Consider the following 25,088-nt stretch of genomic DNA (forward strand, 5'->3'; position numbering starts at 1 on the left):
CTTAGTTGGGTTGCCTCATTGGGCAGGGAAGTGGAATTACTGGTTTTGGGTTAGTCGCTTTTGGCGGTCAAGTTGGTTCTTGCCTTGTGGTTTGGTTCAGAAAACTGGCTTGAAATAGCAGTTCTTTCTCAAGTAAATCATGTGTTTGTGGTAAAACATAACAAACAATTCAACAGTGATTCGCAACGCTTGGCGCTCTCACTTCGGGTTGAGTTTAGTGTTTACGGCGCAGTGTTCAAGTTCAGTGTCTGCGCTGCTCACACGTTAATTGGGCGTTATGTTTAATCACGTAAAATCAGTTGGTTGCATCTTTTTTTGCTTTCTCGGCGTTATAATTTTGGTCTTGTCGGCAAGTTGACTTCAGTGATAGCTGTTTGCTGGACTTCAATTCGTGGGCGCTAAAAATTCAGAGAGTTGCCTCATTGAAATGCAGTGTTTTGGTGAGGTGAGTGCAGCTTGCTCAGTTTCAAAGTTAGAGCTTCAGCTTTCGCTTCTCACGTTGAGATTCAATGCAAATTCAATCAATTTTATGAGTTAATTCAGTTTTTAGCCTATGGTTTTGGTTTGCAAAGGTAAGTCGAGTTAAGCTCTTGGTATCGTAGAACTTAACCCTTTGAGTCTTAAACATAACAAGGCGTTCAAGAGGGATTCATGCCGCGTGGCATTTTTGGCATGCGGTAATTTTTGGTGGTGAAAGTGGTCTGCAAGAAGTTGGTTTGTGCGGCATTCACCCCTTAACGCGGCGTTATAAACTAGGATAAAAAATGTACAAAAAACAAGACTTTGAGTCGTCTTATTTGCCTTTGTCGGAATTAGTGTCAATAGGTCTAATTGTTGGTTTTGGTGGGGCAGTGTTGGAATATATTGGCGTTATATATACAGCACTTACTCACTCTTGGGATGAGTTCCCTATACACTATCTTATCGTCAATCTAAGTGAGTTTGTAATTTCTCCTATCTATGGTGCAATTTCTGCACTATTAGCATACCCCTTTTATAAGCAATGGGTTAAAAGGAAAAATGGGTTAAAAATGACGGTTTTCTCAATGTCCGAAAATAAGTAACTCTATTGTGTATAGTACGTTTATAACAAGGCGTTTAAGGCGGATTCACAACGCTTGGCAGTTTTAGTTCCAGTCAGGTTTAGTGTTTAAGGTACAATGGTTTAGGTTTGGTGGTAGGCGTTGTTCACCACTTAACGCGGCGTTAGTTTGCTCCGAAAAAATCTAGAATCCAGTATTAAAGGAGAGTGCATGTGGAAGAGTCAGTTTTGGCATTTTTTCGAATGCTAGGTTCCTTATTAAAGACAATTGTTCAGTCAGTCATTATTGATCGTATTGGTTACGGTGTAGGTTGGGTGGTATCGAAATCGGTTACATTCGGGCGTTTCCCATCTTCAGAGGTAACGGAATCAGAACGCGGAAAAGTCAGCTATATTGGGCTTGCTAATATTGCTTTAGTTCTTCTAGGAATCGCTGTATTCAATGGTATGTAGCGCGAGTTTGGTTACGCAACTAACAAGCAATTCAAGCTGATTCGCAACGCTCGGCACTTTCGGTTTCAATTGGTTTAGTGATTAAGGTGAAGTGTTCGGGTAAGGTGGCAGCGTTGCTCACAACTTAATTGGGCGTTATATGCTTTCAAAATCTGTGAGCAAAAGGGAGTTTAAAATGATTCTAAATCATGTCTCAGTTGGTGTTTCAAATGTGCCATCTGCGGTGGTTTTTTACGATTCAGTTCTATCTACTTTGTCCATAAAACGAGCTCATTACATCGAGAATGTCGCGGCTGCCTACGGCGAAAATTTTGAGTTTTGGGTAGGTTGCCCATGTGAAAATTCAGCCTCTTCAGGTAATGGAACTCACATTGCTTTCAACGCGCCAAACAAAGAAGCTGTTGACCAGTTTTATGCTACTGCATTAGAGCTTGGTGGCGAGTGTGCCGGTAAGCCTGGCTTGCGTCCAGAGTACGGTGAGACTTACTATGCAGCGTTTGTCCGCGATGTTGACGGTAACAAAATTGAAGCAGTCTTTATGTAGCCGAAGCTACGCATATAACAAGGCGTTTAAGACGGATTCACAACGCTTGGCGGTTTCAGTTCCGGTCAGGTTTAGTGTTTAAGGTACAAAGGTTTTGGTTTGGTGGCAGGCGTTGTTCACCACTTAACGCGGCGTTATATGCTTCCGTCAGTAGAAGGAATAGAACTTATGTCACTCTATGAGAAACGAAATAGCAATTCGCAGCAAGAAGACGCGATGTTAGTTGCTTCGGATTCTTGGTTTACAGTCAAATTTGCCCAGGAAGCAGCAAAGTCTTGGAAGCGTATTATCTTACTCTTCGTTGTTGCCATTCTATGTTTGTTTGCACCAGCATTGGGCCTTATTGTATCTGCAATTAATGCTTTGTTTTCGTAAATACATAGGGAATCGTCTGAAAGGTAGGTAAGTGCCACTTAAAGAAGTCGTATTTTCATATTCAAGTACGCATATAACAAGCAATTCAAGCTGATTCGCAACGCTCGGCGCTTTCGGTTTCAATTGGTTTGGTGATTACGGTGCTGTGTTTTAATGTGGTGGCAGCGTTGCTCACAACTTAATTGGGCGTTATGCTCTAGGAGGTAATTTTGCTCGATTTACTCAAAAAAGTGGTTCTAATTAACCTCTCTGCGGCTCTTGTTGTGATCGTTCTAGCCCAGTTTGTTCCATTCTTTGCTACCACTCAGTTGGTCGATTTTCTCTTCTTTGTTGTCATAGTCATATGGATTTTGGCGAAGCTAATGTGGGAAGGTGGAGTTCATAGTAAGACGACTCGGTTAGATGACCCTAGAACAGACAAAGTCTACAAAATGGTAGAAGGGCATGATTTCGAAAAAGACGAACGCGAGCACTACCGAATGAACTACCAGACAGGTTTAGTTTTCTTTATAGCCGGTCTGCCAGCGTTTATAGCTTGTTTAGTCCTTCAATTTCTTTGAGCACGAGCATAACAAGCAATTTAAGAGGGATTCTCAACGCTTGGCACTTTTGCTTCTACTTCAAATTTAGTGTTTACGGTACAATGCGTTAGGTTGGGTGGTGGCGTTGTTCACCCCTTAATTGGGCGTTAGTTTACTAATCAAGATCATCACCCTAGTTTTTATTTCGGGTGATGTCTTAGCTACAAGTGGTTTTGGGGGAGTTGTGATTGACCAAGTACAGCCACAACTAAGATAAAACCGTCTTCTTTTGTAAAGTAAGCCGTGTGTTTTCCTACCGGAAAATAGAAACCGCTTGGATAAATCTCATCACAACTGCGACCTACGGCTGGATTGTCGGCAAGCATTTGAAACCCAGTTAGCAATGTATCTTTATAGTTGTTCCACTGCATTTCAGAAAAGTTGTTGACGGTATAGCTTTTAATTTTTCGTAAATGAGCCTGAGCCAATTTACTTAGTTTGTATTTGTTCTTTTGCATAGTGGGTTACAAGGTGCTTAGGAAATCTTCACCATCAACTACATTGCCTTGTGCTAAGTCTTGTTTAGCTGACTCGAAACAATGTTTAAGGTAATCAGCTTTCATTGCCTCTAGTTCTTCATAGTCTTTGATAGACATTACCACTACGGCATCTTTACTGTTTTTGCTAATCTTTACTGGTTCACGTTGGGCGCTTAGAAGCAGCTCACCAAAGTTACGCTTTGCATCATTTGCTGTTAGTGTGTGCATGCTCAATCTCCAAATTTGGAAGTACAGTAAGATTATAGTTTGTCGCACAAAATGGTCAATATAATTAAATCGTGCGATTTGTGCGAAGGGTAAACTAACAAGCAATTTAAGAGGGATTCACAACGCTCGGCATTTTTGCATCTACTTCAAATTTAGTGTTTATGGCACAATGCTTTAGGTTTGGGTGTTGGCGTTGTTCACCCCTTAATTGGGCGTTAGTTTATATCGGACAAGTTCAAAAATGGAAATAGCAGACTTAAAGAAGCAGTACAAGAGTGATAGTGGTTTCAGCAGTTTAGCTTATCATGAGCATGACGAAGCTAAATTTAGAATGGCTGGTATACATGGTACATCCCGTATACATAAAACTTGTATGAGTGGACCGGTTTTGTGGAATTTGCATTTTGATCAGCTTTGGACCATTCGTAATAGCATCCCATCTGACCCTATTGAATTTGAATGTTGGTTTAAGTCTCAAATCAAGACAATATCCCAACTTATCGCAGCTAAGAGGCTTCATAATAATTGCGGAGCAGAACATTATGCAATTGGTCTAGCTCAAAAGTGTTTAAACTTGTTCCTTAAAGATCTCTGGGCGTTTGACCAAGTAACACCCTCACAGATAAATAATTTTCATGCAGTGCTAGATAGTTTGGTCCTCTCACATTGCGACAATGTGCCAAGGACTTGGGCTGCGTGGACGAATGTTATAGCTAGGAATGAAGATGAATTTGAAAAACTATACAGTGACTACCTTACAATCCAGAAGTGGCTTAGAACTACACAAAACCGCTTGAAGTTCGATTTTGCTAATGTTGTTGAACTAGAACAATTTATTTGGCACTTCGAAAAAAACGGTTATTCATACGTGGTTAAAGATAAACTAACAAGCAATTCAAGCTGATTCGCAACGCTCGGCGCTTTCGGTTTCAATTAGTTTGGTGATTACGGTGAAGTGCTTAGGCAATGTGGCAGCGTTGCTCACAACTTAATTGGGCGTTATGTGTCTTTCCGGAATTTATCTTTCTAAATCAAAAAATAAAAATTAGAATTGCGGAAAATGTTTCTAGTGGATTACTAGTATGAATCGTCACAATATCATTGGGTTCTTATCATCGGTTTTGTCTTTGAGTACCCTAGTTTTCGTCATCATGGACGGGTCTCACTTTCCGCTTCTCGTTTGGCCTTACGAAGCTTTCCAAGGTTTGGTATTTTCTTTCGTTTGGGGTTTTGATGTCTCGACAACGGTTGGCTACTTTTTCTCAATAATAGTTGCTGTTACTGTGGCGGTAGTAAGTTTCGCGGTGGGGCATAAATTATCGCGCTTTGTGGTCAAAACAGGTAATCTTTAACTGTTAATTCAAACACATAACAAGGCGTTCAAGTGGGATTCATGCCGCGTGGCATTTTTGGCATGCGGTGAGTTTTGGTGGTGAAGGTGGTCTGCGGAAGGTTGGTTTAGGCGGCATTCACCCCTTAACGCAGCGTTATGCTTAATCACGTAAAATCAGTGGTTTATGGTTTTTCTTTGTTCCCTCGGCTGGTTGGTTTCGAGTTTGTCGGCAAGTTGACTTCATTGGGCGCTGTTTTTCGGACACTTATTCTTTGGCGCTGAAAATTCAGAGAGTTGCCTCTATCAATTTTCAGGTAATCGCGAGGTTAGGGTAGCTGGCTCAATCAGCAATTTGATCTTCGGTTTTTGAGTTTTAGCGGCCAAATTTCAAAGCCCGATTTTCAAAACTATGAGTCATTTCGGTTTTCTACGTTTTGGCTTTTGTTTGTTAATCAAAGCCGAGTTAATCTTGTTTCCAGAAAAACGTAACCCATTGAAGCTTAAGCATAACAAAGCGTTAAAGTGGGATTTGGCACGCGTGGCATTTTTAGTTTGCGTTGAGTTCGGTGGTTACGGCACTGTGCGGTAGCTTTTGTATTGCGTGCCTGCACCCCTTAACGCGGCGTTAGGTTTATTACCTTAGTATCAATACGTTAGTCTCATTTTTAGATGCATGTATCTAATTAAAAATAAACCTATATATAGACATTGAAAGCATGAGGCCATGTTGAATAATGAGTTACCGCGGTCAGCGGATTCTACTTAATTCGAATCTACATATGATTATTTTAGAGGGCATATTCAATATGAAATCGTTTTTTTTCTTTGACTCAATGTTGACACCAAGGCTAATTACAGTGTGTTACTGGTTCACACTTGTCGCCGTAGTTTTTTCTGGAATAACTGCGATGAACTCAGGCTATCAAGGCATTACGCCTACAGACGTTTTTCTTGGTATAGGTGCAATATTGGTCGGTGTATTAGTCTCAAGGGTCTGGTTTGAGCTAATGATCGTTTTGTTCAAGATTAATGATAACTTACAAGCACTAAGAGAGAGTAAAGAATAGTTCCCCCACACCAAACCTAACAAGGCGTTCAAGAGGGATTCATGCCGCGTGGCATTTTTGGCATGCGGTTAGTTTTGGTGGTGAAGGTGGTCTGCGGAAAGTTGGTTTAGACGGCATTCACCCCTTAACGCAGCGTTATGTACTTTATTGGAATATTGAACTTTATGGATGATAGCTCAGCAACTTGGCGTCAATACTACGAAAAATCATTGTTACGCCCCCACAATTCGCGCACTGAAATCGCAATTGAGTTGAATCAGTCTGGACTGCAAACCGCTGTCGATTGCGGTTGTGGAACGGGAAGTGAGATAGCGTATCTAGAGCAGCAAGGTTATCAGGTGTATGGCTTTGATATTAACCCAGACTCTGTTGCGATATGTTCTGAAAGGTTTAGTTCCAAACCACTGGTTAAACTTTCAGAGTGTTCATTTGAGTCTTTCAAATATCCTTCTGCTGGTATAGTGATAGCAAACTCAAGTTTGTTCTTTGCTGACCCGCTAGAGTTTAAAAATACATGGCGTAAAATTGCCTCTTCTATTGCGGTTGGTGGTGTCTTTGTCGGTGATTTTATGGGGCCTAGAGATAGTTGGGCAACGAATTATCGTTTACCTACGGCGCCGTTGAGTAAGAAACAAGTTGAGCTCTTGTTTAAAGAGTTTGAAATAGTCAGTTTCAAAGAGCGTGATGAGCCTGGCGCAACAAGGATTGGATATCCTAAGCATTGGCATATCTTTTCAGTGATTGCCGTAAAACGTACATAACAAGGCGTTCAAGAGGGATTCATGCCGCGTGGCATTTTTGGTATGCGGTGAGTTTTGGTGGTGAAAGTGGTCTGCGGAAACTTGGTTTGTGCGGCATTCACCCCTTAACGCGGCGTTATGCCTTATGAGGAAATAAATGAGTTTGGAAAGTGTTGTTTCGTGGTTAGCTGTATTTATTTCAGTTGTCAGTCTGTTGGTTAGTGCATATGCAATTTATCGTGATAGAAGTCGGGTCAAAGTTTTCTGTAAAGTAGTTTACGACTGTTCCAAAGATCAATCGGAAAACTTGGATAACCCGCCTCCTTTTCTGCGTATCTATGCTGTAAATACAGGCAAGAGGGCAATCTTTCTGTCTGATTTATGTGGTTATGTTTCAAGAAGAGCATCAAGCTCTTGGGCTTTAAAAGAAGTACCAGTAGTTTTTGATAAAAATGGAGCTCCATCAGTGGTATCTAGTGGATTTGTCCATGATGTCGCAGTGAGATTAGATGATGGAGAAATTTACGAATATCGTATCAGGCATGATGACTATACAAAGTTATACGCCATTGATCATGATGGGGTGCTTTTTAAGAACTATTTTTTAACGGATGTACTTGGTAAGAAATATCGAGTAAAAGGTTCAAAAAAAGGCATTGAGAAGCTGTTGGCATATAAGGCATAACAAGGCGTTCAAGTGGGATTCATGCCGCGTGGCATTTTTGGTATGCAGTTAGTTTTGGTGGTGAAAGTGGTCTGCGGATACTTGGTTTATGCGGCATTCACCCCTTAACGCAGCGTTATGTTTGCCAATGTTGGTAACAGCGAAAGTACAATATGATATATAATAGGGAAATTAAGAGTATGAAAGTTGTGGCTACACATAATAACTGGCTTTTATATAGTGATGGGGAAAGTTATATCCTAAATTCAAGATGTGATTATGGCATTGGAGAGGAAACAGCTACTTTTTTATTAAAGGAGGATGAAGTTTCTCGTTATTTAAAACTTGGAGAGGAAGTAATTCACGAACTTTCTGATTCGGCACGTAGTTCATCAGGAAAGCATTATTATGAGAAACAGCGCCCTGTCAGCGATAAGCTAATGAAAGAATACCATAAAGCAAAGAGTGAATATATTGATAAGTATATCCGAAAAAATGGGCAATGATATCTTTCTACTTTTGAACGTTGATGGTGCAAACATAACAAACTGTTTAAGAGGGATTCGCAACGCGTGGCATTTTTATTATGCGTTGAGTTTGGTGGTTATGGTGGTATGCGGATACTTTTGTATTGCGTTGCTCACCCCTTAACAGGGCGTTATGCTTAATCAAATAAAATCAGTGGTTTATGGTTTTTCTTTGTTTCCTCTGCTTTTGGGTTTTGTGCGCGTCGGCAAGTTGGCTCCAGTGGGTGCTGTTTTCTGGACACTTATTCTTTGGCGCTGAAAATTCACAGAGTTGCCTCAATCAACTTTCGGGCAAGCGCGAGGTTAGGGCGGTTGGCTCAATCAGCAATTTGATCTTAGGTTTTTGAGTTTTAGCAGCCAAATTTCAAAGTCCTATTTTCAAAACTATGAGTCATTTCGGTTTTCTACGCTTTGGCTTTTGTTTGTAAATCAAAGTCGAGTTAATCTTGTTTTCAGAAAAACGTAATCCATTGAAGCTTAAGCATAACAAGGCGTTCAAGAGGGATTCATGCCGCGTGGCATTTTTAGTATGCGGTTAGTTTTAGTGGTGAAAGTGGTCTGCGGGAAGTTGGTTTGTGCGGCATTCACCCCTTAACGCAGCGTTATGTAGCAAGGAGATACGGTGTGCTTAACTTTTTGAATAAAAAGTCTTATGTTCAGTCAGTTGCTAAAGATGTAGCTCCTAAACTGTGTGCTAAGTTTGGGAAAAAGCTAGTCTATTCGTTTCAGGAAATTAGTTGGGCATTGAGTGAGATTAAGCGTAGTGATGACCAGTTCTATAGGTCAGTTTCTTATAGCATGTTGTTGCCTTACAGTAAAGAGTTGGCTATCGAGTTACAAGAAGACTTAGGTGACTTGTTAGAGTTTCAAAAGTCTGTCGGAGAGATCTTATTTAACGTGTCGGAAGTTCCATCGTTTGAAAGCTACCTGTTATATGCAGAGGTAAATTCAGCACCTAAATGTAGTGTTACGAACACGACTCTAGATAGTTCCGGTGGAGTAAACTTTCTTGATTTTGGTGGCGCTGACTAGCTACATAACAAGGCGTTTAAGAGGGATTCATGCCGCGTGGCATTTTTGGCATGCGGTGAGTTTTGGCGGTGAAAGTGGTCTGCGGAAAGCTGGTTTAGGCGGCATTCACCCCTTAACGCAGCGTTATGTTTAATCACGTAAAATCAGTTGGTTGCATCTTTTCTTTGCATTCTCGGCTTTCTAATTTTGGTCTTGTCGGCAAGTTAACTTCAGTGGTCGCTGTTTTTTGGACTCCAATTCGCGGGCGCGAAAAATTCTGAGAGTTGCCTCATTAAAGCTCGTTGCGTTTGTAAGTCGAATAAAGCGTCTTAGTTTCAAAGTTTGAACTCCAGTTTTCGGTTTCTCACGCTAAAACTCAAAATCATTAGAATCAAATTTATGAATTAATTCAACTTTTTAGCGTCTGGTTTTGGTTTTCAAAGTTAAGTCGAGTTAAGCTCTCAGTTTCGTAAAACTTAACCCTTTGTGCCTTAAACATAACAAGGCGTTTAAGAGGGATTCATGCCGCGTGGCATTTTTGGTATGCGGTTGGTTTTAGTGGTGAAAGTGGTTTGCGGAAAGTTGGTTTAGGGGGCATTCACCCCTTAACGCAGCGTTAGCTGGCAAAGGAGAACAAGTGAGCCCGAGATTGATTGGTATTCAAAATGGCATCATTGTATTCGTATTTTGGTTATGCGTCGGGCTACTTTTAGTTTCTGATTGGCGTATTGCTATCCCATTGTTTGCAGCATATTTATTCCCAATTTCTTTAGTGGTCGCATGGCGTAGCGCGAAATTGGGTTGCAACCTTGCCAAGCAATGTGTGACTGTCAAGGCCTACGCAGTAGAAGGTTTTTTGGTCGGTTTTACTGTGTGCATCGTGTTTTTTGGGTTAACTATCTCTAACCAAGCTTTTGCAGCCGGAACTGTACTTGATGGCGCAGATTTAAACGACATCATAAAGTATGTGCTGCTTTTCGCCTTGCCAATCAGTGTTTCTGTAGGCTTGCTCGGTTCTGTTCAAGGTTTGTTATTCTATCACCTTAACCGTTGGCAGTTAGCCAGCTAACAAGGCGTTCAAGAGGGATTCATGCCGCGTGGCATTTTTGGTATGCGGTTAGTTTTGGTGGTGAAAGTGGCTTGCGGAAGGTTGGTTTATGCGGCATTCACCCCTTAACGCGGCGTTATGCATTTTATGAAATTGGAGTGATTATGGAAGTTTGGGTCACATTTGATTCGAATGTATGGGAAATAATAGTAGATGAGAATAAAAGAGCCAACGCAGATCAAGTTTATACTCAGCTTTTTGAGTTAATAAAATCGAAGGCTATTATTCCTTTTTTCTTTGAGGGTCTCGCAACTATCGAGACATTGAAAAAAACCGATAGAAAAGAGTATATAGCAAATTATAAAGGCGCTTTTTCTATGTCTGTTGACGGTGAGGTTGTGTCTGCTTCTAAAGGCTCAGATGCTCCGCAACTAACAGATTATTTGGCGACTGCAATTCCTAAAGCTTTAGAACTTGGATTCAGGTTTACGAAATTACCAAGAATCGGAGCTCCGATGCTAGAAATTGACGAAAAATATCGTGCGCCAGATGAACGATATGAGCTAGGCGAGAGGTTGAAGCGTTCATTTGAGTGCCTAAGATTCATTGAAAGTATAGGGGCTGGCAGAGACCATCTAATGAAACAGCTACCAGAGGTAGAGGGGGGTGTTATTCAGAGGACTAAAGCTGCTCACAACTTATCGGACAAAAAGTATGCTAAAGGTGTTGGCGAATGGGTTGATGGAGATGCTCTGGCTGCAAACTATGGTTATGGTATCGATTTTTTCTGTACCAATGACAAAGCTAGTGGTGCTGGTAAAACGTCCATATTTTCTGAGGCAAACCTTGAGCAGCTAGAGAGCAAATATCCGGTAAATGTGATCTCTCCACTAGGCTTGATAAGTAGATTGGGAGCTCAAAATGCATAACAATCTGTTTAAGAGTGATTCGCAACGCGTGGCATTTTTGCTATGCGTTGTGTTTAGTGTTTAAGGTGGTATGCGGAAGCATCGGTATTGCGTTGCTCACACCTTAACAGGGCGTTAGGCCAAGAGTATTTTAGAGTAGAGTATGTCGATAGAAATAATCAGGGAAGCGGCGTGGCCTGAAATACTGAAACTACAATCAGAGGTCTATCTGCTAGTCGAACCCGAAAGTCTTGAGGTGTTAAAGGACAAATGGAATAGAACCCCCAAATGCTGCTTTATCTATCGTGATTGTGAAGAGCTAAAGGGTTATTTGTTAGCGCACTCTTGGAATAAAGAGCAGCCTCCGAAGTTGTTTAACGCCTTACCTAAAGAAACTGAAGGGGATATCTTGTTTCTTCATGACTTGGCAATAGCAAGTTCCTCATTTGGCCAAGGCATTGGCTCAAAATTGATGAAGCATCTGGTTGGGATTGCAACTGGTTTGGGTTTCAAAGAAATTAGGTTGGTTTCAGTCCAGAACTCAGAGCCGTTTTGGCAAAGGCAGGGTTTTAAACCGCTATCGGAAAATGTATGCAAAAGTTATGGTGCTGATGCGCAATTGATGTGGCGAAAACTCTAGGCCTAACAAGGCGTTAAAGAGGGATTCATTCCGCGTGGCATTTTTGGTATGCGGCGAGTTTTGGTGATGAAGGTGGTCTGCGGAAGGTTGGTTTGAGCGGCATTCACCCCTTAACGCAGCGTTAGTTGCCAACGAGGAAAACGCAGCTAAAGCAGAATGTTTAGAGTTAAAGTCAGTGTGTTTTTGGTTGGGTTTTCGTACTTCAATTTTGAATCGTTCGGGTTTGTGAAAATCGTTCTCAGGTTTCTTTTGTGGTTGGATTTTCTGTTTCAGAAACCGATTTGTTTGTTGAAAGCCAGCTTTGTAATATTGTTTTCTCAAAAGATTTTTTTGGTGTTGTTAGTCCGCTTTCTACGGAGTTGTATGTTCCAAGTGGTTTCATTGACAGGCGCTTTGAAATTGCGCCTGAACTGATCTTTTCAAAGCACATCAAGCTAGTGTTGGCAAAGCAGCAATTAACATCAAATCAAAGCTTTAGGTTTGGCAACTAACAAAGCATTCAAGAGGGATTCACAACGCTTGGCAGTTTTGGTTTGAATTAGCTTAAGTGTTTACGGCACAATGGTTTAGGTAGGGTGGTTTGCGTTGTTCACCCCTTAATGCGGCGTTATGTTTACTTGTATTTCAAAGGTTTAAAGGTCTTGGGCTCTAGTTCTTTGTCCCTCGGGCAATTTGTCCCAAGTAGACTCAGCAAATCAGTATTATCTGCCTAAATTCTTGAATCTCCCAGCCCGTAAAACATACCAATGTTCGTGGGTTGCTTCATTGTCAGGTCGTGGCGGTTGGCTTCTTGTTTAACTGGCTTAAAGTCGCTTCTAGGTTCTTAGCCAATTAGTATTTCATCTTGGCAGTTGTGTCGGCAATTCAGCATTGTTTTACGCTTTGGTTGGAAAGAAAGGGCGCTTGTTGTTACTCGGTCGGGTTGCCTCATTGGGCAGGGAAGTGGAATTACTCGTTTCTGGTTGGTCGCTTTTGGCGGCCAAGTCGGTTCTTGCCTTGTGGTTTGCTTCAGAAAACTGGTCAGAAATAGCAGTTCTTTCTCAAGTAAATCATGTATTTGTGGTAAAACATAACAAACAATTCAACAGTGATTCGCAACGCTTGGCGCTCTCACTTCGGGTTGAGTTAAGTGTTTACGGCGCAGTATTCAAGTTCAGTGTATGCGCTGCTCACACGTTAACTGGGCGTTAGCACACAGGTTCAACATTCGTGATTAAGGAAGAGGTAAATGTCTAAAGATGAAACGCTTCTACATTGTGGAAACTGCAATCAGAAGACGGCTCATAGAAGGCTAAGTGCATCTGAAGTCGAAGCTCAGCAGCGAGTGAAGAATAGTACCAAGTCTCGTATTCTCAATATCGTTTTTGGTGTTCTGCTAGGCTCAAGCAAATCAGAGTCGCAGGTTAGTTACTTCAGGTGCAAGGTCTGTAATGCGGAACATGATAGCAATGAAGGTATGCCTCACGGTTGGGGCTAGTTAATGCGTAACCCTATGTGCTAACAAGCAATTTAAGAGGGATTCACAACGCTTGGCACTTTTGTTTCTACTTCAGTTTTAGTGTTTATGGCACAATGCTTTAGGTTTGGGTGGAGGCGTTGTTCACCCCTTAATTGGGCGTTAGGTTTCTCCGCGGGAAACATCGAATTCGAGGATTTTAGATCATGGATTATGAAGCGAAGCTACGACTTGCTCACAAAGAGTTAAATGATAAAGGCGTTTGGAAGTCGAACTACAATCCACCAATTGTAAAGTGGCTACGTAAACTTGGAATGTGTTTTCCGCCACCTTATTACCAAAGTTATTTTGCAAACGTTATGCTTTGTGTGACGTTCTTTGCTCCTGTATGGGGAATCTTCCAATGGTTTCTTGTGTGGAACGAGCTAGGTAAACCAGTTTTAGAAGCCATTTTCATCTCGTTACTTGCTGGCACTTTGTTTGGCTTTATTATGGCAACCTTCTACTACATTAGACGTAAGCAATTAAATCTAACAGATTGGGGTTCATTGGGAGAATAAGCCCAAAACCTAACAAAGCGTTCAAGACGGATTCCCAACGCATGGCGTTTTCGGCTTTCCTCAGTTTAAGTGTTTATGTCACAATGGTTTAGGTAGGGTGGTTGGCGTTGCTCACCACTTAACGCGGCGTTAGGAGGCTTAGTGACAATTGTAAAGTTGGGGAAGATTGCACTTGATGTGGACGTCGAAAGGACTCGAGCAATCTATAGCCAAATAACCAGTGCAAGTTCAATTGATTGTGGTTGCATCTATTGCAAGAATTACAGGAAAGCGCATCCTTTCTCTTTGCAAAAGGAAGTATTGGATTTTCTAGTTCATTGCGGTGTTGATCTTGAGAAAGACGTTGATATCTACTTTATGGACGATAGAGAAGGTGAGTATTGTAAGTATGGCGGTGAGTACTACATTGTGTGTAAATCCTTGCCAAAGATTGATAGTGACAAATTGCCTGACGGTTTTGAATTTGCAGTGACATACCCAAGTCCAGTTATTCCTACTGAGCTTCGTGAGATATCTGGTGTAATGTGCTTTAGTTTTATGTCATTAAGTGTTCCTTGGGTGCTAGAAGAACGCTCCTAACAAAGCGTTTAAGAGGGATTCATGCCGCGTGGCATTTTTAGTATGCGGTTAGTTTTGGTGGTGAAGGTGGTCTGCGGACAGTTGGTTTAAGCGGCATTCACCCCTTAACGCGGCGTTATGCGGCAGAGGGGCATAAGGGGCTAGAGCTTGAGTTCTAGCCCAATTAAACAACTACTACTTAGTTCTTACAGCCGTTTTTGTCACATGTGATCTTACTGTGTGAGTCACTCCAATGAGATGCTTCTTTCTTGGTGTCAAAGCCACAACCAGTAGTTCCTCCTTTTTTGCCTTTATGAACGACTCCAGTGGGTGTATGTTTTACTGCCATAAACGTACTTCCTATCTATCACCAGTATTGGTGCCCGTATTTTACTTCTGAGAGTAGTTTTAAAGTGTATGCTTGGTTGCTTATTTCATCTGAAAGTAAGGTAAAATTAAACTTTGCGAGCAACCGCATAACAAACTGTTTAAGAGTGATTCGCAACGCGTGGCATTTTTACTATGCGTTGGTTTTAGTGCTAAAGGTGGTATGCGGAGGCATCAGTATTGCGTTGCTCACACCTTAACAGGGCGTTAGCTTAAAACATTGAAAATCAATTGTTTGTGGCTTTTTCTTTCTTCCATCGGCAATTAGCTCAGGTTTTTCGGCAAATCAGCATTGTTTGTCAATGCGAGTTTTGAGCAGTTGCCTCAATTGAGTTTTGGGATTGCGCGAGGTTCGCAAATTTGGCGCAAAGTCGCTTTGGCAGTTTTGCATTCTCTTTGAGTTTTCAGAAAGTGATTTATCAAAATTTTCGGGTTTTCAAATAGCATGAAAGGCCACAAAGTTTGAACCAATTCGGGTTTCAAAACTCAGGTGGTTTGTTGGTTTTCCAAATCGGTTTAATCTCAGCTTTTGGCAAATCTAAGGTGCTGAAATTTAAGCTAACAAACTGCTTAAGCGGGATTCGCAATGCGTGGCATTTTTAGCATGCGGTGAGTTTCGTGATTAAGTTTGTATGCGGTAGCTTTTGCAGTGCATTGCTCACCCCTTAGCAGGGCGTTAGCTAACAAGGAGATTTGAGTGTGTCGAGGAAATGTTTTCTTTGTTTCATTCTGATTCTATGGAATAACTTTTCTTATGCCGAAGTTATTTCGTATCCTAATTGTGAGCGAAGTGAAAGTTTAAAAACGCCGATTCAACTCTATTTGTCCGAAAAAGTACTGGCAACTCGAACTAAGGATGCTGTTCACCAAATACTCAACAAATGGGTTAATTATTCGAATGTTGTATTACGCAACTCATGTGTCCCAATCGAGCGTTATTTAAGTAAAGTTGAGTTTCTCGATGATATTGATGAGACTTGGTTTCAATCTTTAAGTGCAGCGAAAGTATTGCTTACTTTAAGCCTTGGCTACGAACCACCTGAATTGAATAACAGATCTATACCAAGTTTTGTTGGTGTGGTTTTTGATAGCTATAAAGCTAGTTTTGGCGGGTCTAATTGCGGATTATCAAGCGATTCGGGTAACTTTTTCTTCGCTGCTTTAGATTGCGCAGACTTTGTTATGGAACATGAAATAGGACACTTAAGCGGGGCTCATCATGATCACGAGTCAATTTTATCCTCTCACTCAACTTTAAATGCTTTTGAGCAAACGACTTATCCTCGGATAAAGTCATTTGCTTATGGTTGGCGCTGCGGTAATTACGGGACGGTAATGTCATTTGCACCCCAAAAGATCCCAGCTTACTCATCTCCAGAGTTATTTGTGGGTGACCTAGCATGTGGTGACCAACGTTTGGGTGATAATGCGCGTGTTATGAGAACATATGCGCTTAAACATATGCGAAAATTTGATTAGCTAACAAACAGTTTAAGAGGGATTCAGCACGCGTGGCATTTTTGGTATGCGGTGGCTTCGGTGTTGAAGTGCCATGCAGTAGTTTAGGTATTGCGTGCTTCACCCCTTAACTGGGCGTTATGTAGCAAGGAGATACGGTGTGCTTAACTTTTTGAATAAAAAGTCTTATGTTCAGTCAGTCGCTAAAGATGTAGCTCCTAAACTGTGTGCTAAGTTTGGGAAAAAGCTCGTCTATTCGTTTCAGGAAATTAGTTGGGCATTGAGTGAGATTAAGCGCAGTGATGACCAGTTCTATAAGTCAGTTTCTTATGGCATGTTGTTGCCTTACAGCAAAGAGTTGGCTATCGAGTTACAAGAAGACTTAGGCGACTTGTTAGAGTTTCAAAAGTCTGTTGGAGAGATCTTATTTAACGTGTCGGAAGTTCCTTCTTTTGAAAGCTACCTGTTATATGCAGAGGTAAATTCAGCACCTAAATGTAGTGTTACGAACACGACTTTAGATAGTTCCGGTGGAGTAAACTTTCTTGATTTTGGTGGCGCTGACTAGCTACATAACAAGGCGTTCAAGAGGGATTCATGCCGCGTGGCATTTTTGGTATGCGGTGAGTTTTGGTGGTGAAAGTGGGCTGCGGAAAGCTGGTTTAAGCGGCATTCACCCCTTAACGCAGCGTTAGGGCTTACTACAAAAAATTTGCAAGGATGGCGAAATGGTAAGGTTTTATCTAGTTCTTACTTTGTTAGGTATATTGCTGCCTTATGGAGCGTTGGTTCCTTGGTTAGTTGCCAATGGCTTAGATATTAGTCTTTTGTTCAGTGAAGCGGTGGCAAACCCCATTAGTATAATGGCTTGGCTTGATGTCTTGGTTGGTGCGATTGCTCTGATAGGCTTTATCTTAGTGGACGGGCAAAAGCATAAAGTGAAGTATCGATATTTTGCAGTCTTGGGAACTTTGTCGGTTGGAGTATCTTTTGGACTCCCAATGTATCTGTACTTAAAAGAAAAACAGTCCCTTCAACCACAGCCCTAACAAGCAATTTAAGAGGGATTCACAACGCTTGGCACTTTTGTTTCTACTTCAAATTTAGTGTTTATGGCACAATGCTTTAGGTTTGAGGGAGGCGTTGTTCACCCCTTAATTGGGCGTTAGGGTACAAACGTAAAAAAGCCCACCATATCAACAGTGGGCTTGGAATTTAAGCTTCCTCTGCTTCAGCTTGGCTAGAGTTACTTTTGTCGAAAGCAAACTCAAGTTTCAGAAACCAAGCATGAAATGCTGCAGAAACACTAAAACTAATCTTCATAGTCAACGCCTCTAAGGGTTGGTGACTATCAGGCTTGAAGGTGTGTTTTGAGTTTCAGGTATATTGAAATTAGTCGTTTTAAGTTAAATTAGAGAGAGTTTTAATATTAGTGTTTGTCTTCAATCTTATGAGCTTTAGCATCTTAAGCATTGAAATAGTAGTCTAGTTTATGTAGCTCTATACTCTAATCTTTATTCAGTTATGTTAGTTTCAGTATCTTATTTTTGGTATTTAGTTACCTTAATTTTGCCTGACACCTCGCGGATAACCGTTTGAAATTTATACTATGCATTTAAGCACTCATGTCAAGCGAGAAGTACCCTAACAAAGCGTTTAAGGCAGATTCGCAACGCTTGGCATTTTTGGTTTGATTCAGCTCTAGTGTTTACGGCACAATGTTTTAGGTGTGGTGGTGGCGTTGCTCACTACTTAACGCGGCGTTATGTGCTTACCCAAAAACATATAGTATAATGTTCACTTTGTTGCTTAACTAAATTTACGATGAATATTGTTGTACATGTGCATGATGGTGTAGCAAAGCACGGCTACGAAATGGGAACTCGACAAGCATGGAAATGTGGAGATAAAGCTCACGAAGTGTATCGAGTTCTAGGTGTCATCAAAGGTCAGGTAGTAAGTGTTATCGAGGACGTTACCGCTGAATTGTCTACGTTCGACAACAACCCAGAACACCATTCAGGTAGTGATGGTCGCTATATATTTTTAGGTGGGAAGTGCTGGAACGAAAAGGAAATCTTTGCTCCAGATATGCCAAAGTTTATGTTCAAAAAGATTAAAGGCTTAAACCAAGGACACCGTTATTTGAGTGATGCTGAACTTGAAGCGAGTTTGTCATAACTGGTTAGTACGCACATAACAAACTGTTTAAGAGTGATTCGCAACGCGTGGCATTTTTACTATGCGTTGCGTTCAGTGTTTAAGGTGGTATGCGGCGGCTTTAGTATTGCGTTACTCACACCTTAACAGGGCGTTATGCTTAATCAAATAAAATCAGTGGTTTATGGTTTTTCTTTGTTCCCTTGGCTGATCGGTTATGCGCTTGTCGGTAAGTTAACTTCATTGGTCGCTGTTTTCTGGACACTTATTCTTTGGCGCTGGAAATTCAGAGTATTGCCTCAATCAAATTTCGGGTAAGCACGAGGTTGGGGCAGTTGGTTCAATCAGCAATTTGATCTTAGGTTTTTGAGTTTTAGCGGCCAAATTTCAAAGTCCGATTTTCAAAACTATGAGTCGTTTCAGTTTTCTGCGTTTTGGCTTTTGTTTGTAAATCAAAGTCGAGTTAATCTTGGTTCCAGTAAAATGTAACTCATTGAAGCTTAAGCATAACAAGGCGTTCAAGTGGGATTCATGCCGCGTGGCATTTTTGGTATGCAGTGAGTTTAGGTGGTGAAGGTGCTCTACGGAAAGTTTGTTTATGCGGCATTCACCCCTTAACGCGGCGTTAGTACTGGATTGGCATCAACGGTAAAATTTTCGGAGTTTATCGGTTTCTTTTCCTTGTTTTACACCTGGTCAAATGTGCCTTTCACTTTCTTTCCGGTGGCACTATATGAGTTGTGTTCGCGTTGACTTCACCGTTTACGGTTTCTAACTTTCGGGCTATTTCTCTGGTGTGGCTTCTTTGGTGCTGGGAAATTCTCGTCAAACACTGAGTTTCTTTGGCGCTACCGTTTAGTTCTGCAGCCCGTATCCTTTGTTAATTTGAAAACGGCGAAAATAGGGCAGTTAAGCAAGTTTTTCTTCTAGCCAACTTGCGTTTTGAGATTGAGCTCTAGTTTGGCAGTTGTCCCTTTAGCTTCGGTGTTTTAAGCCAAAAGTTTCGTGCTATATTTCAATATCTTGGCATGTGCCAAATGTTCACGAGCAGCGTACTAACAAGCAATTCAAGAGGGATTCGTAACGCGTGGCATTTTTGGCATGCGTTGGTTTTAGTGATTAAGGTGGTATGCAGGGGCTTTGGTGTTGCGTTACTCACCCCTTAATTGGGCGTTATGTTTTTACAGGGAAATGATGAGCTTACGTGATGTGATTGATTCGGATTGGAATCAAATATACGAACTTATTGAAGATAATATGCTCAATATGCAGATTGAACTTGGGTTGAAGTGGGATCGAGAATCGATCATACGTCACTATAAAAGTAAGTCTGTTATTGTTGAAGTACAGCGAGATCATATCTCTGGATTCATCGCGTACCATCAAAATGAAGATGTTCACTTTATTGACTCTTTGCAAGTGGCTCAAGGGTATCAAAACAGATTAGCGGGTTTTCGTTTGTTAAAATCGAGTCTATTAAAAACAAGCGTATCTCCTATGGTTCAAAAAGTGCGTTGTTGTGTTTTTGAAAATAATACTGCCAAGGAGCAATATTTTTCAGTTGGCTTTCGCGAGCTCAGTCGTTCTAAAGGTGTTTTGACGTTGGAAATGCCGATGAAACAGCTGATTAAGCGTTTGAGGTTGGCCAAAACATAACAAACTGCTTAAGAGGGATTCGCAATGCGTGGCATTTTTAGCATGCGGTGAGTTTTGTGATTAAGTTGGTGTGCGGTAGCTTTTGCAGTGCATTGCTCACCCCTTAGCAGAGCGTTATATCTAATTTACATCACACATTCATAGCTGTATGGATGTACATGCCTGTGTGTTGGTATACTATTCACTGGTTTTTTAGTTATAGAGTTATAAAATGACCAAGTACCTAGAAGCTGGCATCAGAGAGCTAGTCGAAGAATTTCAATCTAATGGTAAACCTTGCCCTTCAGCACAAACAATCGCTGATCGCCGGGCTGGCTATATTGGTAGCACTGTACTAGCTGGTGAAAGTCCTAAAATTGAAAGCGAATACTTAGATGTAATTAATAGTATTCCGGTTAAGATTTACAAGCCTACAGATGAAGTGAACTTACCTATAACGGTCTATTTTCATGGAGGCTGTTTCATCAGTGGTGGCTTTGGTACACATGATGTTCAGCTAAGACAAATTGCTCTTCTATCCAACTCGATAGTTATTTGCATTCAATACAGGCTTGCACCTGAATATGCTTATCCAGCAGCACACGATGATGTATACCAAGCTGTACTCGGTATTAAGGAGCAAGCGCACAAGTATGGTGGTGATTCAGAGCAATTAGTATTTGTTGGCGATAGCGCCGGAGGGCAATTAGCTTTGGCTACGACGCTTAGATTGAAAAAGCTAGAGCAGTGGTTGCCTCGTCAGCAAATTCTTATTTACCCAATGCTGGATCCAACAGGCAATTCGAAAAGTTACAGAGAAAATGGTTTAGATTATATTATAACGGCAAATATGCTTCTTTCTGGTTTCGAGTTATACGCGAATTGCAGCTCTAAAGAAATTGTTGAACCAGAGCTTAACCTTTTAAACAGTGACTTCAGCGGTCTGCCCATCACAACTATTATTACCGCGGAGTTTGACCCGCTACGTGATGAGGGTGAGCACTTATACAAGTTGATGCTTTCACAAGGCGTTGAGGCTTACTGCGAACGTTATTTGGGCGTGATTCATGGTTTCTTTCAGTTGTCTGGCGTTTGTAATTCGGCAAAACGCTGTATCACAGCAATTTCAAACCAAATAAAAAATTAGATATAACAAACAATTTAAGAGTGATTCAGCACGCGTGGCATTTTTGGTATGCGGTGGTTTTGGGTGTTGAAAGTGGTCTGCGGCGGCTTGGTCGTTGCGTGCTTCACACCTTAATTGGGCGTTAGCTGCTTGGAGAAGATTTATGGTTCGTGTAGTCCAAATCAAAGATTTAGATGTGTTGGTTAGCCTTTTCATTGCTGAGAACGAGCACAACTCAGACTTAGCCCCAGATGTTGTTCGCAAAACTGAAGATGTACTAAATGAGACTGAGCTTCAAGACATTCTATCTGATGAAAATCAGTTGCTTATTGTTAGCGAGCACGATGGAAAGGTAGTCGGAGCTTTATTGGGGAATCTCACTGACGTTAAAGAGCGTCGTTGGACGCAATCACGAACGTATGGATATATTGAAGAGTTAATCGTTTCTAGCGAAGCTCGAAAGCTGGGTGTAGCTACAGGGCTAGTTTCTTACTTTTCTAAGTGGGCTAGTGCTCTTGGCGCTAGTTCAGTTGACCTGCATGTTTGGTCAAATAACACAGGAGCTATCGGTTTTTATACTAGCGCCGGATTCGAATCAAAACAGAACCTGCTCTCCAAAAAGCTACGCAGCTAACAAAGCGTTTAAGGCGGATTCCCAACGCTTGGCATTTTCGGTTTGCTTTGAATTTAGTGTTTACAGCACAATGATTTAGGTAGGGTGGTAGCGTTGCTCACCACTTAACGCGGCGTTAGTACTGGTTTGAAATCAGAAGGTTAAAATTTCGGTGTTTATCTTATTTTGTGCTCAGATATTTACCTGAAATTAAGTACCTAAAACGTTCTCTCCGGGGGCACTAGATGTGGAGTGATCGCGTTGAAACAGTCGGTGACGGTTTCGAACTTTTCAGCAATTTCTTTGACGTGGTTTCTTTTTCGTTGAAAAATTCGGGCGAATAAATTCGTTGGTTTTGTTGTTGTCGTCAAATTGCGAGGCTCGTATTCATTGCAAATTTAAATTCGAGTAAAGTAGGGCAGTAAGCACGTTTTTCTTCGCGGTAGTTTTCGGTAAATACACAGCGATTTGTTTTGTCGTTGTCCATCTCACTTCGGTGTTTACAGCCTTTTCATTCGTGATTTCATCCACTATTTTGGTGGTTTCAAAGGCGTTTTGAGCATCGTACTAACAAACGCTTCAAGACGGATTCGCAACGCGTGGCATTTGTGGTTTGCGGTAAATTTAGTGATTTAGGTGGTGTGCGGAAACATCGCATTGCGTTGCTCACCACTTAAGCGGGCGTTATGTGCTAGGGAAAGAAATCAGGTTTGGTGATGAAAAGAATTAATGTAATAGGTACAAGTGGTAGTGGTAAAAGTACTTTCAGTCGCCAACTTGCTAGCAAGCTTAAATACCCATATTTGGAAATGGATGCGATATTTTGGAAGCCAAATTGGCAAGAGTCTACAGATGAAGAGTTCTTCGCAAATCTAACTGAGAGTCTAAGTGGCGAACATTGGGTGCTTGATGGTAACTATAACCGGACAGCCGAAATCAAATGGGCTAGGGCTGACACCATCATTTGGGTGGACTATTCCTTTTCTAGGACGTTATTTCAAGCTGTGAAACGAGCGTTAACTCGTATTGTGACTAAACAGGAACTGTGGGGTAAAACGGGCAATGTTGAGTCATTCAAAAAGTCGTTTCTTAGCAAAGATTCGATTATTCTCTGGACATTGAAAACGTATAAAACAAATCGTATTCGTTATACAGAGTTACTTAATGACCCGAGATATAGCCACATAAAGTTCGTTAGAGTAACTAGCCCGAAAACGGCTAGGGTGTTCATCGATGAGCTGCGCACATAACAAAGCGTTCAAGAGGGATTCATGCCGCGTGGCATTTTTGGTATGCGGTTGGTTTGGGTGGTGAAAGTGGTTTGCGGGAAGTTGGTTTGTGCGGCACTCACCCCTTAACGCAGCGTTAGCTTAAATCATTAACAAGGATGTGTAATGAGAAACAAAAAATGGGTCTTTGCGGCGATTTTGCTCATTGGTGGCCCTTCACTATTGCCCTTTAGTTTGGAAGTGATTTCTGCAATCGAGTTATTTGGCCTTTTGGGTTTATGGACAATTTACTCATCCTATGCGGAATATTTGGTGAATCATCCTAGATTCAAAAGAGGTGTTTGCTTAGCGACTAGTTGGGACTTTCAGCCTCAGATGCTGTTCTCTCCAAGTGAGCTTAAGGCATGTCCCCAGCTAATTTTTCATATGCTTCCAGTTCAAAGCGCTATGGTTTGGACTCTGAATATTCTGTTTTGGGGCGGTGTGGCTTGGTGCTACATAATTTAAGCTAACAAGGCGTTCAAGAGGGATTCATGCCGCGTGGCATTTTTGGCATGCGGTGAGTTTTGGTAGTAAAAGTGGTCTGCGGAAAGCTGGTTTAGGCGGCATTCACCCCTTAACGCAGCGTTATGTTACTGCACTTTACGAGTAATTGAATGAATATAAAGTTGTTAGTTGGCGGTTGTTTACTCGGTGTAACCGCTCTATTTTTTGTCGGTAAACGAGGTGGTGAGGAGTTATCGCTCCCCGTGTGTGATTCCGTCCCTAAAATTGATACGCCAGTGCATTTTTTCACAGATGACTCCATTAGTGAGGCACGAATTGAAGAGTTTATTGACTATTCAAACCTTGTTCTAGAGAACTCTTGCATTCCAATTAGAAGGACCCTTTCAGGAATCACCAAACTTGATTTGACCAGTTTTAAAAGTCAAGACAGTGGTAAGTTACATCAACAGTTACTCCTAAATGTTGGTAGCTCGGTTCTTGAGCCAATGCAAAAAGTTGGAAGTTATTATGTTCTAGTTCTTCCTAAAGACTTTCCTTTTGCAAAAGACAGTGCAGGAACTGCTCATGTAAATTTTAGTCGCAGTTTTTTGGTTCTATCTTCTGATGCAGAACTTCATGTACTTGAGCATGAGTTGGGGCATCTGGCTTGGGCATGGCACGACAACACAGCAATACATTGGTTAAAAGGGCAGCTTCTAAAAGAGCATCACAAGCAAATTAAGCGATATGCATTTGGGGCATTGTGTCATGAAGCGGGGACGGTAATGACTTATGCAGAGAAGCAGTTGCCAGCCTATTCATCACCAGATATCAAATATTATGGACAGGCTTGTGGCAATGCCGAAACTGCTGATAATGCACGTCATATGCGAGAGTTTGCGCTATCACTGGTAGCTCCGTAACATAACAAGGCGTTCAAGCGGGATTCATGCCGCGTGGCATTTTTGGCATGCGGTGAGTTTTAGTGGTGAAAGTGGTCTGCGGAAAGTTGGTTTATGCGGCATTCACCCCTTAACGCAGCGTTATGTACTAAGAAGAAAATGAAAGAATTAAGTTTAATTTTACGACAAGCAACTAATCAAATTGATCAGAATTACTTCCACTTGAACATTGATGGGGGAGATCCGGTTTATAGAGAACGGGTCTATTGCTACGAGTTATACCATCAAATGAGATTAAAGTGGCCGCCCAGAACGGAGTACCATTTGAATGGAGAGATAGATAAGGCTGCTCATCCAATTTTAAAGTCTCTTAAATCTGATCATATAAAGCCTGATTTATTGGTACACAAACCGGGTTACATGTCAGGAAACCATGCAATTATTGAGGTTAAACACCAAAATGCTCAACCCAGAGGAATAATAAAAGACTTGGAGTCTCTGTCTGTATTTCTGAATGTTGTAGGTTATGAGCGAGCTATATATCTTGTGTATGGCTATGATATTGATCCTGTGAAGTTTAGTTCTAAGATTGCTCATTACTCTCGGGTAGTTAAAAAGTTAGGGTGTATAGAACTTTGGTACCATATGTCAGATTCGAGTGAAGCATTTCATCATTGCACTCTATTGGCACGTACATAACAAACTGTTCAAGAGTGATTCGCAACGCGTGGCATTTTTACTATGCGTTTGTTTTAGTGTTTAAGGTGGTATGCGGTAGCTTTCGGTATTGCGTTGCTCACACCTTAACAGGGCGTTATAACGCATTTGAGTACGCCACATATCAAGGATTGAAATGGAAGAATATTGGAACCCCATGG

General features: G+C 41.4%; 32 protein-coding genes. 30 read left to right on the plus strand and 2 right to left on the minus strand.

The window, feature by feature from the left end; translation table 11 throughout:
- Nucleotides 1-764 precede the first annotated feature (764 nt).
- The 5 genes from PQQ36_RS20265 (at nucleotide 765) to PQQ36_RS20285 (ending at nucleotide 2,974) form a co-directional block, all read left to right on the plus strand.
- Nucleotides 765-1,064, plus strand: a complete 300-nt coding sequence (locus tag PQQ36_RS20265; RefSeq protein WP_225471126.1) for a hypothetical protein — start codon at nucleotides 765-767, stop codon at nucleotides 1,062-1,064.
- Between the two features lie 191 nt (nucleotides 1,065-1,255).
- Complete coding sequence (locus tag PQQ36_RS20270) at nucleotides 1,256-1,495, plus strand: hypothetical protein (RefSeq protein WP_225471127.1); 240 nt, start codon at nucleotides 1,256-1,258, stop codon at nucleotides 1,493-1,495.
- A gap of 175 nt (nucleotides 1,496-1,670) precedes the next feature.
- Complete coding sequence (locus tag PQQ36_RS20275; protein ID WP_225479894.1) at nucleotides 1,671-2,039, plus strand: VOC family protein; 369 nt, start codon at nucleotides 1,671-1,673, stop codon at nucleotides 2,037-2,039.
- 168 nt (nucleotides 2,040-2,207) lie between these two features.
- Nucleotides 2,208-2,414, plus strand: coding sequence for a hypothetical protein (locus PQQ36_RS20280; protein ID WP_011080318.1), 207 nt, complete (start codon nucleotides 2,208-2,210; stop codon nucleotides 2,412-2,414).
- Between the two features lie 209 nt (nucleotides 2,415-2,623).
- Nucleotides 2,624-2,974, plus strand: coding sequence for a hypothetical protein (locus tag PQQ36_RS20285; RefSeq protein WP_061058614.1), 351 nt, complete (start codon nucleotides 2,624-2,626; stop codon nucleotides 2,972-2,974).
- 182 nt (nucleotides 2,975-3,156) lie between these two features.
- Here PQQ36_RS20285 and PQQ36_RS20290 read toward each other — a convergent pair whose 3' ends face one another.
- Both PQQ36_RS20290 and PQQ36_RS20295 read right to left on the minus strand, forming a co-directional pair.
- Nucleotides 3,157-3,453, minus strand: coding sequence for a type II toxin-antitoxin system RelE/ParE family toxin (locus PQQ36_RS20290; protein ID WP_025794194.1), 297 nt, complete (start codon nucleotides 3,451-3,453; stop codon nucleotides 3,157-3,159).
- Nucleotides 3,454-3,459: 6 nt separating this feature from the next.
- Complete coding sequence (locus PQQ36_RS20295; RefSeq protein WP_118893651.1) at nucleotides 3,460-3,702, minus strand: type II toxin-antitoxin system Phd/YefM family antitoxin; 243 nt, start codon at nucleotides 3,700-3,702, stop codon at nucleotides 3,460-3,462.
- A gap of 241 nt (nucleotides 3,703-3,943) precedes the next feature.
- Between PQQ36_RS20295 and PQQ36_RS20300 the strand changes: the two genes are divergently transcribed.
- The 25 genes from PQQ36_RS20300 to PQQ36_RS20525 all read left to right on the plus strand — a co-directional run bounded on the left by PQQ36_RS20300 (nucleotide 3,944) and on the right by PQQ36_RS20525 (nucleotide 24,909).
- The gene (locus PQQ36_RS20300) at nucleotides 3,944-4,606 is read left to right on the plus strand and encodes a hypothetical protein (protein WP_206626165.1); all 663 of its coding nucleotides are present in this window, start codon (nucleotides 3,944-3,946) and stop codon (nucleotides 4,604-4,606) included.
- A 1,235-nt stretch (nucleotides 4,607-5,841) separates the two neighbouring features.
- Nucleotides 5,842-6,102: a DUF4282 domain-containing protein gene (locus tag PQQ36_RS20310; RefSeq protein ID WP_263217804.1), complete on the plus strand. Its 261-nt coding sequence runs from the start codon at nucleotides 5,842-5,844 to the stop codon at nucleotides 6,100-6,102.
- Nucleotides 6,103-6,266: 164 nt separating this feature from the next.
- Nucleotides 6,267-6,863: a class I SAM-dependent methyltransferase gene (locus PQQ36_RS20320; RefSeq protein ID WP_013571707.1), complete on the plus strand. Its 597-nt coding sequence runs from the start codon at nucleotides 6,267-6,269 to the stop codon at nucleotides 6,861-6,863.
- Nucleotides 6,864-6,999: 136 nt separating this feature from the next.
- Complete coding sequence (locus tag PQQ36_RS20330) at nucleotides 7,000-7,527, plus strand: hypothetical protein (protein WP_039470306.1); 528 nt, start codon at nucleotides 7,000-7,002, stop codon at nucleotides 7,525-7,527.
- A gap of 179 nt (nucleotides 7,528-7,706) precedes the next feature.
- A complete protein-coding gene (locus PQQ36_RS20340; RefSeq protein WP_225471140.1) occupies nucleotides 7,707-8,012 on the plus strand; it encodes a hypothetical protein in 306 nt (101 codons plus the stop codon).
- A 182-nt stretch (nucleotides 8,013-8,194) separates the two neighbouring features.
- The gene (locus PQQ36_RS20350; protein ID WP_152593425.1) at nucleotides 8,195-8,380 is read left to right on the plus strand and encodes a hypothetical protein; all 186 of its coding nucleotides are present in this window, start codon (nucleotides 8,195-8,197) and stop codon (nucleotides 8,378-8,380) included.
- Between the two features lie 277 nt (nucleotides 8,381-8,657).
- Entirely contained in the window at nucleotides 8,658-9,065 is a 408-nt protein-coding gene (locus tag PQQ36_RS20360) for a hypothetical protein (RefSeq protein ID WP_273662483.1), read from the plus strand.
- A gap of 616 nt (nucleotides 9,066-9,681) precedes the next feature.
- Complete coding sequence (locus PQQ36_RS20375) at nucleotides 9,682-10,113, plus strand: hypothetical protein (RefSeq protein WP_039553784.1); 432 nt, start codon at nucleotides 9,682-9,684, stop codon at nucleotides 10,111-10,113.
- Between the two features lie 143 nt (nucleotides 10,114-10,256).
- Entirely contained in the window at nucleotides 10,257-11,021 is a 765-nt protein-coding gene (locus PQQ36_RS20385) for a hypothetical protein (RefSeq protein WP_225471108.1), read from the plus strand.
- A 142-nt stretch (nucleotides 11,022-11,163) separates the two neighbouring features.
- Complete coding sequence (locus PQQ36_RS20395) at nucleotides 11,164-11,640, plus strand: GNAT family N-acetyltransferase (RefSeq protein ID WP_038969955.1); 477 nt, start codon at nucleotides 11,164-11,166, stop codon at nucleotides 11,638-11,640.
- Between the two features lie 251 nt (nucleotides 11,641-11,891).
- Nucleotides 11,892-12,131, plus strand: a complete 240-nt coding sequence (locus tag PQQ36_RS20405; RefSeq protein WP_065090352.1) for a hypothetical protein — start codon at nucleotides 11,892-11,894, stop codon at nucleotides 12,129-12,131.
- A gap of 451 nt (nucleotides 12,132-12,582) precedes the next feature.
- Nucleotides 12,583-12,831, plus strand: a complete 249-nt coding sequence (locus PQQ36_RS20410) for a hypothetical protein (RefSeq protein WP_225471105.1) — start codon at nucleotides 12,583-12,585, stop codon at nucleotides 12,829-12,831.
- Nucleotides 12,832-13,302: 471 nt separating this feature from the next.
- Nucleotides 13,303-13,656: a DUF6404 family protein gene (locus PQQ36_RS20415; protein WP_225471106.1), complete on the plus strand. Its 354-nt coding sequence runs from the start codon at nucleotides 13,303-13,305 to the stop codon at nucleotides 13,654-13,656.
- A 141-nt stretch (nucleotides 13,657-13,797) separates the two neighbouring features.
- Complete coding sequence (locus PQQ36_RS20420; RefSeq protein ID WP_045613080.1) at nucleotides 13,798-14,235, plus strand: hypothetical protein; 438 nt, start codon at nucleotides 13,798-13,800, stop codon at nucleotides 14,233-14,235.
- A 1,065-nt stretch (nucleotides 14,236-15,300) separates the two neighbouring features.
- A complete protein-coding gene (locus PQQ36_RS20435) occupies nucleotides 15,301-16,080 on the plus strand; it encodes a hypothetical protein (RefSeq protein WP_052298472.1) in 780 nt (259 codons plus the stop codon).
- A 139-nt stretch (nucleotides 16,081-16,219) separates the two neighbouring features.
- Nucleotides 16,220-16,627, plus strand: a complete 408-nt coding sequence (locus PQQ36_RS20445; protein ID WP_001900222.1) for a hypothetical protein — start codon at nucleotides 16,220-16,222, stop codon at nucleotides 16,625-16,627.
- 160 nt (nucleotides 16,628-16,787) lie between these two features.
- Complete coding sequence (locus tag PQQ36_RS20455) at nucleotides 16,788-17,108, plus strand: DUF2834 domain-containing protein (RefSeq protein ID WP_038938931.1); 321 nt, start codon at nucleotides 16,788-16,790, stop codon at nucleotides 17,106-17,108.
- A 775-nt stretch (nucleotides 17,109-17,883) separates the two neighbouring features.
- Nucleotides 17,884-18,240: a hypothetical protein gene (locus tag PQQ36_RS20460; protein ID WP_020198239.1), complete on the plus strand. Its 357-nt coding sequence runs from the start codon at nucleotides 17,884-17,886 to the stop codon at nucleotides 18,238-18,240.
- A 1,173-nt stretch (nucleotides 18,241-19,413) separates the two neighbouring features.
- Nucleotides 19,414-19,875 carry a GNAT family N-acetyltransferase gene (locus PQQ36_RS20480; protein ID WP_043921024.1) on the plus strand — a complete coding sequence of 154 codons (462 nt, stop codon included), beginning with the start codon at nucleotides 19,414-19,416 and terminating at the stop codon, nucleotides 19,873-19,875.
- A gap of 211 nt (nucleotides 19,876-20,086) precedes the next feature.
- The gene (locus PQQ36_RS20485) at nucleotides 20,087-21,001 is read left to right on the plus strand and encodes an alpha/beta hydrolase (protein ID WP_273662484.1); all 915 of its coding nucleotides are present in this window, start codon (nucleotides 20,087-20,089) and stop codon (nucleotides 20,999-21,001) included.
- A gap of 142 nt (nucleotides 21,002-21,143) precedes the next feature.
- Entirely contained in the window at nucleotides 21,144-21,614 is a 471-nt protein-coding gene (locus tag PQQ36_RS20495) for a GNAT family N-acetyltransferase (protein WP_262663214.1), read from the plus strand.
- Nucleotides 21,615-22,309: 695 nt separating this feature from the next.
- Nucleotides 22,310-22,843 (plus strand): shikimate kinase, encoded by a 534-nt coding sequence (locus PQQ36_RS20505; protein ID WP_182289656.1) that lies wholly within the window; start codon nucleotides 22,310-22,312, stop codon nucleotides 22,841-22,843.
- Between the two features lie 144 nt (nucleotides 22,844-22,987).
- Entirely contained in the window at nucleotides 22,988-23,329 is a 342-nt protein-coding gene (locus PQQ36_RS20510; protein WP_043920998.1) for a hypothetical protein, read from the plus strand.
- A 149-nt stretch (nucleotides 23,330-23,478) separates the two neighbouring features.
- Nucleotides 23,479-24,231, plus strand: a complete 753-nt coding sequence (locus tag PQQ36_RS20520) for a hypothetical protein (protein ID WP_273662485.1) — start codon at nucleotides 23,479-23,481, stop codon at nucleotides 24,229-24,231.
- Nucleotides 24,232-24,369: 138 nt separating this feature from the next.
- The gene (locus PQQ36_RS20525; protein WP_273662486.1) at nucleotides 24,370-24,909 is read left to right on the plus strand and encodes a hypothetical protein; all 540 of its coding nucleotides are present in this window, start codon (nucleotides 24,370-24,372) and stop codon (nucleotides 24,907-24,909) included.
- Nucleotides 24,910-25,088: the final 179 nt, after the last annotated feature.

It is taken from the genome of Vibrio sp. CCUG 15886 (assembly GCF_028570825.1).
In the GTDB taxonomy this organism is placed as follows: domain Bacteria; phylum Pseudomonadota; class Gammaproteobacteria; order Enterobacterales; family Vibrionaceae; genus Vibrio; species Vibrio vulnificus_B.